This window comes from Thalassotalea sp. SU-HH00458 (genome assembly GCF_040362795.1).
Lineage (GTDB): Bacteria > Pseudomonadota > Gammaproteobacteria > Enterobacterales > Alteromonadaceae > Thalassotalea_H > Thalassotalea_H castellviae.
This window is the reverse complement of sequence record NZ_BAABWW010000001.1, coordinates 367629-379895: the sequence shown is the minus strand read 5'-3', so window position 1 is coordinate 379895 and position 12267 is coordinate 367629. Positions and strand designations below refer to the sequence as shown.

General features: G+C 37.7%; 11 protein-coding genes. 9 read left to right on the top strand and 2 right to left on the bottom strand.

Annotated features, from left to right (window positions below; genetic code table 11):
- Positions 1–272: 272 nt before the first annotated feature.
- Together ABXH06_RS01705 and ABXH06_RS01700 are read right to left on the bottom strand one after the other, a co-directional pair.
- On the bottom strand, positions 273–656 hold the full coding sequence (locus ABXH06_RS01705) for an MAPEG family protein (protein ID WP_311578267.1): 384 nt from the start codon (positions 654–656) through the stop codon (positions 273–275).
- A gap of 16 nt (positions 657–672) precedes the next feature.
- Complete coding sequence (locus ABXH06_RS01700; protein WP_353517069.1) at positions 673–3078, bottom strand: penicillin acylase family protein; 2406 nt, start codon at positions 3076–3078, stop codon at positions 673–675.
- Positions 3079–3371: 293 nt separating this feature from the next.
- Here ABXH06_RS01700 and ABXH06_RS01695 point away from each other — a divergent pair, with 293 nt between their 5' ends.
- From ABXH06_RS01695 to ABXH06_RS01655, 9 genes are all read left to right on the top strand, one after another.
- A complete protein-coding gene (locus ABXH06_RS01695; protein ID WP_353517068.1) occupies positions 3372–4637 on the top strand; it encodes an aminotransferase class V-fold PLP-dependent enzyme in 1266 nt (421 codons plus the stop codon).
- A gap of 83 nt (positions 4638–4720) precedes the next feature.
- Positions 4721–5332, top strand: coding sequence for a nucleotidyltransferase family protein (locus ABXH06_RS01690; RefSeq protein ID WP_353517067.1), 612 nt, complete (start codon positions 4721–4723; stop codon positions 5330–5332).
- Between the two features lie 86 nt (positions 5333–5418).
- On the top strand, positions 5419–5970 hold the full coding sequence (locus tag ABXH06_RS01685; protein WP_353517066.1) for a DUF2058 domain-containing protein: 552 nt from the start codon (positions 5419–5421) through the stop codon (positions 5968–5970).
- Between the two features lie 146 nt (positions 5971–6116).
- Positions 6117–6479 (top strand): glutaredoxin family protein, encoded by a 363-nt coding sequence (locus ABXH06_RS01680; RefSeq protein WP_353517065.1) that lies wholly within the window; start codon positions 6117–6119, stop codon positions 6477–6479.
- Positions 6480–6598: 119 nt separating this feature from the next.
- Positions 6599–7603, top strand: coding sequence for a protein-methionine-sulfoxide reductase catalytic subunit MsrP (msrP, locus tag ABXH06_RS01675; RefSeq protein WP_353517064.1), 1005 nt, complete (start codon positions 6599–6601; stop codon positions 7601–7603).
- Positions 7603–8214, top strand: coding sequence for a protein-methionine-sulfoxide reductase heme-binding subunit MsrQ (gene msrQ, locus ABXH06_RS01670; protein WP_353517063.1), 612 nt, complete (start codon positions 7603–7605; stop codon positions 8212–8214). The genes msrP and msrQ overlap by 1 nt, the downstream gene beginning before the upstream one ends.
- Positions 8215–8389: 175 nt before the next feature.
- On the top strand, positions 8390–9772 hold the full coding sequence (locus ABXH06_RS01665; RefSeq protein WP_311578244.1) for an amidohydrolase: 1383 nt from the start codon (positions 8390–8392) through the stop codon (positions 9770–9772).
- Between the two features lie 17 nt (positions 9773–9789).
- Positions 9790–11034 (top strand): amidohydrolase family protein, encoded by a 1245-nt coding sequence (locus ABXH06_RS01660; protein ID WP_353517062.1) that lies wholly within the window; start codon positions 9790–9792, stop codon positions 11032–11034.
- 343 nt (positions 11035–11377) lie between these two features.
- Positions 11378–12262: a D-hexose-6-phosphate mutarotase gene (locus ABXH06_RS01655; protein ID WP_353517061.1), complete on the top strand. Its 885-nt coding sequence runs from the start codon at positions 11378–11380 to the stop codon at positions 12260–12262.
- Positions 12263–12267: the final 5 nt, after the last annotated feature.

Sequence of the window (12267 nt, the reverse complement as noted above, 5' to 3'; positions counted from 1 at the left end):
TTGATACTTTACTGATTTCGGTTTTAATATTCGTATGATGCTAGGTTACGAATATCTTAAAGTTCGCTCAAAAAAAAACCTCCTAATGGAGGTTTTTATCGTGAAATAAACGACACTAACGCTCCCTACTTAAATAGTAGAAACAAAAAGAGAAATATAAACGTGCGGTTAGTGTTTTTCATAGTTTAACTCTATCTAGCTGAAGGTGATCTTTCAAGCAATTGTTTATACCATTTTTATTTACTTTGTTGCTTTATTCTTATAACTAATCATTAAATACATTGCCATATAATGGTAAATGAGCAAAAGATACCAACGCCCCATACTAATGATCTTAACGTCCCTTTGTTATACAAATATAACGCATTATAAATGACGCGTGCGACAACATGTGTGATAGCAAGTTGCTGAATAAATTCACCAGTATGTTGAGTGATTATCGCTAATAAAATTGCGGGAGCAAAAATGATCACCGACTCAAAAGCGTTTTGATGTGCCGCCAGTGCTCTTGCACCAAAGCCGGTAAGTTTGTCCTGTTGACTGCGAGGGTGTTTGTTGTCATAGCCATTGAGTTTTTGCATGGCAAGTGCCACAGGAAGTTTTGCGATAAAGGGTAAAAGTAACGCAATAAATAAACAAATGATCAATGTAGTCATAAATTTCTCTTTTATGTTAATAGCTTAATAAGGTTAATGAATATTTTGTTTCACCGGGCAAAAATGCAGATGGTTTGCCTTGCTCCCAGTCTTTGTGTCCTAAACCATAATAAGGGCTTAAAGGGTGACCTGCTTGACTGGTTGGCATATGTAATATTCCTGATTCTTCATGTCCTGGTGAAACAACCATTCTTTCAGAGGCACCAAATGCTTTCCCTTGCACTAATGGCATGTAACTGTCGCCTGGCAGAGCGGTGGCTGGCATATTTAACCATGAAGATAATAATGGCACTCCATTGGTGATAGGATGGCGAATATCTGTGGTATTTTGTTGCCCCCAGGTTGCAGCTGAAAGAGGTTGATTAATGGTCATTTCTTGATAAGTTTTTGCAAGGGCAGCTTGAAAATAACCTTGCCAGGTTTTATGTTTTCCATTTAAAAAATGCTTTGGCTGCTCATTAATTAATTGCCATAAAGGTGTTTCAATTTGATGGCGAATAGTATGAAACTTAAAACCTTTATCTAATTGAATTAACTGCTTATTTAGCTCATCAAAGACCGCGTCTCTTAAGTTAATTCGAAAATTTCTAACGAAGCGGTACGCCACCGAGTCTGTTGTTGCTCTTAAGTCATTGACAGCAAGAATTTTGTTAATTTCTTGCCAGTCTTTGTCGTTTACTAGTGATGCTTGTTGTTCAGTTTTTTTATTCAGAACATTTTCAAGAATAAATTGTTGCCAGCGTTCTAAAAACTTCGCTTTGTCATCAAGCGCTATCGCTAGTAAGGCTTTTTCATCAAAGGTTTCTTTCGCGAATAAGTTATCTCTAATTTGTTGTGATCTTGCCCCTAAAGCGTAACCGCCATTTCCTATTTTAGCTAACATTTCACCACCAACAACCCGTGAATTTGCAGTCCATAATCGATGTTGTTGTGGTTGTTTGATCTTAGGATATTGCGCCGTTGTCAAATAGCCCTGCCAATGATTTTTTTCTGTTGCCCAAGACGTTGGCACTTCACCAAAATCTGATGATTTTTTGGGAATTGGGCCGGCGATTGTCCAACCAATATCGCCCGATTTATCGCCAACCATCATATTTTGAGCGGGTATGCCTGATTTACTGGCGATAATAAACGCTTCGTCTACATTGGTGGCATTTTCGAGTTGTTGAGCATAAAGATTAACTGCTTGAATATCGTGTGCTACCCAGCGAAATGCGAGTAATTGTTTTTTTTCATTACTGCCAATTACCGGGCCCCAAATAGTTTCTTTAATTGTTATCTCTGCTGAGGGTTGACCTTTTACCGCTATCATTTGCTTGTGATAAGTGAAATGTTTATAACCGTCAGGTGTCAGGTACTGGCTGTTATCATCATTTGTTTCTAAAATAATGACATCATTCCAATCACCATAACTATTGGTAAATCCCCAAGCTATATTTCCGTTTGAGCCAGTGACCATTAACGGGGTGCCTGGAAGGGTTAAACCGGTAACCTTTATTGCTTGTGCTTTAGTATTTGGATATTCAAATGAAGCGCGAAACCAGGTGTTAGGTACTCGAATACCTAGATGCATATCATTAGCAACAATAGCACTTCCTGTACTACTAATTTCACCTGAAACGGCCCAATTATTTGAACCTGGAAATTCTTCACTAGAATAATCAGTATTTGTGTTTAATGAAGTTGAAGGTGAGGGGAGGTTAGCTTGTTGTGCAAACCATGATACCTCTGGTAGCGGGGCAGGTGAATATTGACTATTATCAATGGCGGCATCCCAAATACTGCCTTTAGGATTTAAAAAGGCATAAATGCCAGGATCAAAAGTGGATTGAATTAAGCCTAAAGCTCTTTCTCTGGCGCCGTCTTTATATTGTAAATCCAAATACATACTTAATACGGTAAGAATGCTATCTTCTTCTCGCCAACCAACAGGCTCTTGCTGAAGTAATAAATATTCAAAGGGTTTGGCTTTGAGTGCTCTTAATCCTTCATTGACTCCCACTGTATAAGCTTTAATTAAGGCTAATTGTTCTTTTGGAAGTTGGTTAAGAATGGTTATGGCGCGATCACGAAAACGGTGTAATCGAATCGACTTATCGTAATCTATCGCCATTGCACCAAACAGGCTGGCAAGTTCACCAGCAGCATTTCTTCTCAGTAAATCCATTTGAAAAAAGCGCTCTTGGGCATGAATAAAACCGGTAGCTACAGCCAGATCGAATCTACTTTCTGCTTTGATTGTCGGTATACCTTGAATATCTCGGTCTACTGTCGCATTACTTGATAATCCCATAATGGTGGTTTTCCCTGTTAGTACAGGTAAGGCACTATCAACTTGGCTATAAATCCAAGTAGCAAACATTGAGAAAATTAATAATAAAACTAGTAAGCTACTCAACAGTACTTTTTTTATTTTTTTCATCGAGCTTTTACCTTGAAAAGTTATTATCTGAAAAGAGAATAAAGAGTACCCTAAAAACTTAGGGTTAACAAACCTCGTTAAGATTATTTAATCTTGTTGCAGATTATCTAACTAATTGTTTTATTTATTATTTAAATTATTAATCTAGCCGTGATGAAAAAGTTGTTCACCGAGGTAAACGTTGAAATGTTTCTAACTGTTTAATCTGTCATTATCCGTTACACTTGTCCGATTGTTACAACATTTTTAGCTTGATACTTTAACGATAACTTTTCGCTGGTTAACGTTTTATTATGTCAAATATAAGTCCATGGAAGAAAGACTTCTCTATTTTTGTACCACAAGCTCAGCCTTATTTATGCTATTTAGATACTGCAGCCACTTGTTTAACTCCTAAACATGTGGCTGAAGCAATGTTTCATTATCAGTGTTATTCACATGCCAATAGCCACCAAGAAAAAGATCAAATTAATTCATCTGAAATAGATAAATTGGAGCAAGCTCGTGAAAAAGTAGCCTGTTTTATCGGGGCCCAGCAAAGGCAAAGCATTGTTTTTAATACAGGTGCAACTGATGGGGTTAATCAAGTCGCCTATGGTTATGTTGAACCAATAATTGTCGCTGCATTAAAAAAAGGTCAACATTGTAATATTGTTATCTCAGCGGCTGAACATCACTCGAACATACTGGCTTGGCAACGATTAGTAAAAGCGTATCAAGTAGAGCTGAGAATAGCTCCTTTAGCCATTGATGGCTTAATTGATATCGCAAGACTAGCCTTATTGCTTGATGAAAATACTTGTATCTTAGCTTTTAGTCATTGCTCAAATGTTATTGGAAAAATGAATCCAGTAGAAAAGATTTGTCAATTAGCAAAAAGTAAAGGTATTGCCACGTTAATTGATGGAGCACAAGCTGTACTTCGAAGTCATTGTACCGTGGCAACGATTGATTGTGACTTTTACGTTTTTTCCGCTCATAAAATTTATGGTCCTACCGGGTGCGGTGTTTTATATGTTAAGCCTGACATTCTAAGGGAAATGCTCCCATCTCAATGGGGGGCAGGCATGGCGAAAAATGTGAATTATAAAGAAAGTGAGTTTTTCAGTGGACCCTCTAGGTTTGAATCAAGCACACCTAATATGGCAAGTATCGTAGGTTTAGTCGAAGCGATTGATTATCTTAATGACTTATCGCTTAAAGAGATTAACTTATACCTTGATGATCTTGCGATGTATATGCACAAATCACTGAGTGAATTAGCTTTTTATCGGCCCGTTGTCGATAAAAAAATCACGTTAAGGCAAGCTAAAATGTCAACGTTGGTAAGTTTTCAGTGCCAAAATATACATTGTCAGGATGTAGCAAGCTTATTGAGAAGTGAAAATATCGCTTTAAGTTGTGGCAATCATGCTGCGCAACCCTTACATAGTGCCTTAGCTATAGAAGAAACACTGAGAGTATCCCTTGGCATATATAACGGATATGCTGATATTGACAAACTCATCGCGAGTTTGAGTCATTGTCATCAAATGATGGCATTAGAAGATTTAGTGTAAGCCATATATTGCTTTGCAGTTGAGGTATTCGTCGTTACTATCTTTATTCTTATGTATTAAGCTTTGGTTAGTAAATATTGTATATGTCAGAAAAACTCGAAATTATCATTCTTGCCGCAGGAAGTTCTTCTCGATTAGGACAAGCTAAACAACTAGTCACGTTGAACGGTGAAAGTTTACTGTCTCGCCAATGTAAAATAGCCAAACAAATGAGTGAACATGTCAGTTGTGTTGTAGGTTTTCAAGCGCAAGAAATGATAAATCAGATTGATGACGCGAATATCAAGGTTGTGGTAAATGACCATTGGCAAGCAGGGCTTGCTTCATCGATTGCTAAGGGGGTGTCCGAACTCGACGAAGATACCGATGCCGTGATGTTAATGTTAGTTGATCAATGGCAACTAGAGGTGAAACATTTTCTTCGTATTAAAAATCTGTGGCTTAAAAATCCTGAACATATCATTAGTGCCGGACAATGTAGTCATGATAAAAAGTTAACCTCTCCACCCGTTATTTTTCCGGCTTATTGTTTTTCATTACTGTCTCAGTTACATAGCGGCAGCGGAGCAAAGTCTGTGATCAAACATTTCCACCATCAATTAATTTCTGAAATAATGCCTGAGGCTTTTGTTGATTTAGATGTTCCAGAACAATTGCAAAAACTAAAGGACAACGAAATGAGTCAAAAATTTTGAATAAACCTCGATAGGTGCTATTAAATCTAAATTTACTTGATAAAATAACGGCCATTAAATTTTAACTAAGCGTTGATGGGGTCGAGATGGCATCTCTACAAGAGCAATTACTGAAAGCAGGGCTTACTACAAAGCAAAAAGCACGACAAGCCAACAGTGATAAAAGAAAAAAGAATAAACAAAAGCGTAGTGGCGTTGAAGTTGAAACATCATTACAAGAAAAAATCAAACAAGATTTAGCCAAAGCTCAGCAAGAAAAACAAGCGAAAGACCAAGCGCTTAATGAAGAGAAAAAACTCCAACTCGAGAAAAAAGAACAAAAACTAAGAATTCTGCAAATTTTACAACATCACCAGTTAAAAAATTGCACTGGTGAAAGCGAATATAATTACACTTTCGACAATAAAATTAAAAAATTATACCTTGATGAAGTAACACACCGAGCCTTAGTTAACGGGCGTTTAGCGTTATGTGGGCAAGATGATATTACTTACATAGTGACAAGTGAAACCGCCGAGAAGTTAGCGGAGTTAGATGCTTCGGTCATTCTATTAAAAAATGAAAAAGTACAATCAGATGAAATTGAAGCAGATGATCCGTATGCAGATTATCAAATTCCTGATGATTTGATGTGGTAATAGCTTTAATGCTTTAGATGATTCGTGCACTTTTAATAGTAACTCAGTCATTGTTTTGTTAAACTCGCGCGCTTAATTTTTATGCTGTTTTAGTCGGTTAACACATTATTCTGTTTTTACTGGCTTGCGATTTCTAGGATGTTGTTATGTTTATTATTCGTTGGATGCTTGGCCGAATTATTTTATTTTTTGATTTTATTTTTTCGCCTTCAAAACCTAAAAGAGCCGCTCAGGAACAAGCACAAATTGATGCAAGTACAGAGCACTTAAGTTTATATCAATTACCTGCCTGTCCATTTTGTGTGAAAGTTCGCCGTGCAATAAAACGTGGTGGTTTGAATATTGAGCTAAGAAATATTAATCAAAATGAAAATTATCGTGCAGAGTTGATTGCTCAAGGCGGTAAGAAAACGGTGCCTTGTTTGCGCATTGTTCAAGAGGATCAAACCGTCAATTGGTTATATGAGTCATCTGAGATTAATCAATATCTTCAACAATTTGTTCGTTAAAAATACCAACTTCTTGGTGTTTAAAACGGAGTTTAATCACAATAAATCGAATTATTTTGCTACTTTAATGGTCTAGTTTTAAAACGCCTTTATGTTTTAATTACCGGTAAGTAGCAATTATGTTCAACAATATCACTCGAAAGTCATCGCCATGGCAACTGTCAGAGAGTCAAGTTACCGACGAAACCTTTTATGTAAATCGCAGGCAAGCACTTAAAAAAATGGGGTTTGTTGGCGCTGCAGCACTTTTATCCACCAATTCCCAAGCAGACTGGTTTTCTAAAACACCAATTAAACCGTTTGCTAGACAAGTATTATCTGCTCAACAAACAATTGTCACAGATGAGATGCTTACCCCTGAAGCTAAAGTGATCAGTCATAATAATTTTTATGAATTTGGAACCGCTAAAAACGATCCAGTTGAAAATGCACAACAATTTAAAGTCAATCCTTGGCAATTAAGGGTTTCTGGAGAAGTAGATAATGCCATTACCTTAGATTATGACGACTTATTTAAAAGCTTCACTCTCGAAGAGCGAATTTACCGATTAAGGTGTGTGGAAGCATGGTCTATGGTGATCCCATGGATTGGTTTTCCATTAGCGGATCTCATTAAAAAAGCGAAACCAAATAGTAAAGCTAAGTATGTCGCTTTTGAAACCTTATATGATCCCAAACAAATGCCCGGACAATCCAGTCGAAGAATAGGGGGCGGGATAGATTACCCTTATGTTGAAGGATTACGCCTTGACGAAGCGATGAATCCGTTAACCTTATTGAGCGTTGGGCTTTATGGTAAAACATTACCGGCACAAAATGGTGCCCCCGTTCGGTTAGTAGTGCCGTGGAAGTACGGTTTTAAAAGCATAAAATCAATTGTTTCTATCAAACTTGTTGAAAAAATGCCGCCAACTACATGGAATATACTAGCGCCTCGTGAATATGGCTTTTATGCGAATGTTAACCCTAAGGTTGATCACCCACGTTGGAGTCAAGCGAGTGAACGTCGCCTTACTTCAGGAGGTTTATTTGCTCGTAACCGGATCGATACATTGCCGTTTAATGGCTATGGTGAACAAGTTGCGCACTTATATAAAAATATGGATTTACGGAAATATTACTAATGGCGGCAACAGTCAAAACTCGCCAGATCGTTTTTAGCTTAAAATTAGCGATTCACTTTATTAGCTTATTTTTATTGGCAAAGCTTTATTTTCAAGCATTTAATGACCGATTAGGTGCTGATCCTGTTGAAGCAGTATTGCATTTTACCGGCATAGGGGCCTTTAATTTATTACTATTGAGCCTGTTAGTTTCACCGTTAGCGCAACAATTTAAATGGTCTTTTTTGCTCCAAGTTAGACGACTAATCGGCTTGTATAGTTTCACATATGCCTTGTGTCACTTAGTTAGTTTTTTAGCGTTTGAAGTGCAATTTGATTGGTCATTATTTTTAAATGAAATTATCGACCGACCTTACATCACTGTGGGCATGTTTGCTGTAGTGATTTTATTTTTACTAACGATTACTTCTGTTTCATCAATTAAAAAGACCATGGGACGAAACTGGCAATCCTTACATAACGCGGTTTATGTTGCATTATGTTTAGTGGCGCTGCATTTTTATTGGTCCGTAAAATCTGACATTATCGAACCGAGTATCTATATTGTCATTAGTGTATTTTTGCTTTATCTAAGAAAAAATAAAATACGTCGTTGGTTCCGCTCGTTTTAAATTTGTATCCTTCACATGGTTATTCATCGTTACAAAATTGCTTTTCGTCGCAGCCAAACAGGTTTAATGATGAATAAACTTGTCGAAATGTTGCAATCGTAATAATGTAATCTGGTGAAATAATTAAAAACTCATTGTTACATGAGTAAAAACACCATATTACTAGGAACCTCAAATGCAAAAGTTTATACCAACACTCTTGGTGGCGGCTATTTCAGTGTCATTAAGTGCGTGCATGCAGTCAGAAAAACAAGATGAAAAAGTTGTTTTCAATAAAAACCCTTACCCAAGCACCTATCAAGCAATACCAAGTAAAACGGTATTGATCAAAAATGCCACCGTATTAACTGGGGCTGGTGAACGTATCGATAATGCTGATGTATTAATGAGTAATGGTAAAATTGAGCAAGTGGGTCAAAATTTATCCGCTGAAAATGCCATGGAAGTTGATGGTAGCGGCAAATGGGTAACACCTGGTGTTATTGACGTGCATTCTCATTTAGGTGTTTATCCAAGTCCTTCGGCCGAATCACATTCGGATGGTAATGAAGCAACTCAACCAAATACCTCTGAAGTATGGGCAGAGCATAGTGTTTGGCCACAAGATCCTGGTTTTCAAGCAGCACGCGCAGGTGGTATTACTACATTACAAATTTTACCCGGATCAGCTAATTTATTTGGTGGCCGTGGTGTAACACTTAGAAATGTCCCAAGTCATACCATGCAAGGTATGAAGTTTCCTGAAGCCCCATATGGTTTGAAAATGGCGTGTGGTGAAAACCCGAAACGTGTTTATGGAAGTCGTAAAGTGTCTCCTGCTACACGAATGGGCAACATGGCTGGTTACCGTATGGCATGGAGTGAAGCTACCGAATATAAGCGCGCTTGGGATAAATATGAAGCCGATTATGCAGCAGGTAAGAACCCTGAAGCGCCAAAACGTGATATAGAATTAGATACATTAAAAGGTGTTTTAGATGGTGATATTTTAATTCATAACCACTGTTATAAAGCAGAAGAAATGGCGATGATGATTGATTTAGGTAAAGAGTTTAATTATCACTCGGGGACTTTCCACCACGCCATTGAAGCATATAAAATTGCAGACATATTAGCTGAAAACGGAAACTGTGCTGCCATGTGGCCAGATTGGTGGGGCTTTAAAATGGAAGCCTACGATATGGTACAAGAGAATGTTGCCATCGTTGATGCAAAAGCGAATTCTTGTGCGGTTGTCCACTCTGACTCAGGAACGACGATTCAACGATTAAACCAAGAAGCGGGCAAAGTGATGTATCGTGCCAATGAAAATGGTTTTGATATCAAACCAGAGCATGCAATTACTTGGATCACGTTAAATTCTGCGAAATCTTTAGGTATAGCTGATAAAACAGGTAGTTTAGAGAAAGGAAAAAATGCAGATGTTGTGCTGTGGAACCAAAACCCATTTAGTGTTTATGCCCAAGCAGAACAAGTGTTTGTCGATGGCGCCAAAGTATACGATCGTTTTGATGAAAAATATCAAGCGAAAAGCGATTTCATGTTAGGTCAGAAGTAAGGAAAGGGGTAAAAATTATGAAACTATTTAAATCTTCACTTATCGCTTTAGCACTTGCTTCAGCATCATCGGTTTATGCAGAAAGTATTGCTATTACCAATGCCACCGTTCATACCGTGACCGAACAAGGCACGTTAACAAATGCGACTGTTGTTATGGACAACGGCGTCATTACGGCTATTAATCCTAAAACAGTTACGGCTGATTCAACTATTGATGCTCAGGGTAAAATTTTAACGCCTGGCTTAATTGGGTCAATGAATACACTAGGTTTAGTTGAAGTCTCGGCGGTTTCGCGAACACGTGACGCCAGCGATAAAAAAGCAGATATTACTTTTGATGCCAGCACGGCGTTTAATCCGAAATCAGCTGCTATTGCTTACAGTCGCAAAGGTGGTATCACGTCCAATATTGTGACACCTAGAGGCGGTGAAAGCATGTTCAAAGGACAAGCTTTTATTGCTGATCTTTCAGGTGAATTCGATAGTATTGTTGAAACTAATTCTGCCGTTTTGCTAAATGTAGGCTCAAAAAGCAAAGGTTCTCGTGCCTTAGCTTTACAAAATCTTCGAAATAAACTTGAAGATGCAAAATCAGCGTTAGCAAAAGCTAAATCAGAAGCTAAAGCAGATAAAAAGAAAGACGCGAAAGAGCCAAAACGTGATGAAAAAATTATCAACGCTTTGTTAGCGGGTGAAAAGCCTTTGATTGCGAAAGCAGATAGAGCGACAGATATATTAGCTTTGATTAAATTAAAGCAAGATTTTGGACTTGATTTAGTGATTGCCGATGCAGGTGATGCTGTGAGTGTTGCAAAACAAATAGCCGAAGCGAAAGTACCGGTCATTATTGCGACGATTGATAACTTACCAAGTTTCGATGCCTTGCATCAGTCATTAAAAAGCGCAACTGTGTTAATGGATGCCGGTGTTACTGTTGCTTTTAAAGTGAATGGTGATACACATAATTTATATCAATTACGTTATGATGCTGGCGTTGCTATCGCTAATGGTGTGTCAAAAGAGCAAGCGTTAGCGGCAGTAACAGCTAATGTTGCCGATGCTTTTAACTATGATGCCGGTCGAATTGCGGTGGGTAAAAAAGCGGATTTAGTACTTTGGAGTGCAGACCCATTTGAATTAAGTAGCCGTGTTGAAAAAATGTGGATTGATGGTGTTGAGCATGATACTCAAAGTCGCCAGGATGCGTTACGTGACCGTTACATTACTGAGAGTGATATGCCCAGAGCATATACTAAGTAGTAAGTGTTTGCTTACTAACTAACACTCCATTAAAAAGCCAAGAGTTCACTTTAATTAATACTCTTGGCTTTTCTATTTTCTCAATATTTCATTTTTTGTTTACGCTGAGTGCACTAGTCAATCACGACTAACTTTGACTGGTTTTATAATCGAATGTTTTGTGGTGATATTTTAACATGCAAGTAGGTGAGTGAAATAACTCATAACGCAAATCGTTTGGTCACTCAAAGTGGTTTAAGCGACTTCTCAATAAAATTAGTGAATGCTGGTTGAATACTTTTATGCTTTATTACCAAAAGGTGTTTGGTTAACATATTGTTTTTTCACATCGAGTAATGGCCTAATGTCTGATCAAATTTTGTTTTCTACTGCTTTCGCGACGATTTCTCAACGCTCATTAAATCAAGATATGGTGATTCTCGAAATTGAACATCCGTTATTTACTGCGTCATTAAGTTTATATGGTGGGCAAGTTTTATCTTGGCAACCAAAGGGACATGAAGAGGTTTTTTGGCAGAGTAACAGCACAGAATTTAAACAAGGAAAAGCAATACGGGGAGGAGTTCCATTGTGTTGGCCTTGGTTTGGGGCATATATTGATAAAAATGGTATTCATGGTGGTAACCATGGTTTTGCTCGCAATAATCATTGGCAACTCATCAGTCAGCAAATTTCTGAAAATGATGTGATTTTGACATTAGCATTTATTGGCGAGCGAGCGCATGAATTATGGCCGGCTAAATTTAAAGTCATACAGACATTAACTTTTTCTTCGACGTTTAATCAGCAACTGACTATCAGTAATTTGTCTCAAGAAAACGTCAATTATTCTTCGGCTTTACATAGTTATTTTAAAGTCAGTCATCCGAGCAATGTACAAGTACCAAATCTTCATTCGGTATGTTTTGACGATAAAATAACCAATCAAAAACAGCAGAAAAATCAGTTAGCCGATTGTGTTGGACCGATAGATCGCATTTATTATAGCGCTGAGCAACAACTGCTTATCGATTCGGGGTTAAAAAGAAAAATCACTCTTGATTCCACGCATTGCCAACAATGGGTGTTATGGAATCCAGGACATGAAATAGCCAAAACAATGCAAGATATTCATGATGAAGGTGAAAATGAATTTGTCTGTTTAGAAGCCGCGAATACACAATGGCAAACTATTGAAGCGGGCGAACACGCTGAATTTTCACAACGTATATCTGTAGATAAGTTTTAACCAGC

Coding starts and splice junctions, on each gene's coding strand:
- ABXH06_RS01660 (WP_353517062.1), top strand. CDS start 9,790: ATGAAACTATTTAAATCTTCACTTATCGCTTTAGCACTTGCTTCAGCA.
- msrQ (WP_353517063.1), top strand. CDS start 7,603: ATGGCGGCAACAGTCAAAACTCGCCAGATCGTTTTTAGCTTAAAATTA.
- ABXH06_RS01690 (WP_353517067.1), top strand. CDS start 4,721: ATGTCAGAAAAACTCGAAATTATCATTCTTGCCGCAGGAAGTTCTTCT.
- msrP (WP_353517064.1), top strand. CDS start 6,599: ATGTTCAACAATATCACTCGAAAGTCATCGCCATGGCAACTGTCAGAG.
- ABXH06_RS01705 (WP_311578267.1), bottom strand. CDS start 656: ATGACTACATTGATCATTTGTTTATTTATTGCGTTACTTTTACCCTTT.
- ABXH06_RS01655 (WP_353517061.1), top strand. CDS start 11,378: ATGTCTGATCAAATTTTGTTTTCTACTGCTTTCGCGACGATTTCTCAA.
- ABXH06_RS01695 (WP_353517068.1), top strand. CDS start 3,372: ATGTCAAATATAAGTCCATGGAAGAAAGACTTCTCTATTTTTGTACCA.
- ABXH06_RS01665 (WP_311578244.1), top strand. CDS start 8,390: ATGCAAAAGTTTATACCAACACTCTTGGTGGCGGCTATTTCAGTGTCA.
- ABXH06_RS01685 (WP_353517066.1), top strand. CDS start 5,419: ATGGCATCTCTACAAGAGCAATTACTGAAAGCAGGGCTTACTACAAAG.
- ABXH06_RS01700 (WP_353517069.1), bottom strand. CDS start 3,078: ATGAAAAAAATAAAAAAAGTACTGTTGAGTAGCTTACTAGTTTTATTA.
- ABXH06_RS01680 (WP_353517065.1), top strand. CDS start 6,117: ATGTTTATTATTCGTTGGATGCTTGGCCGAATTATTTTATTTTTTGAT.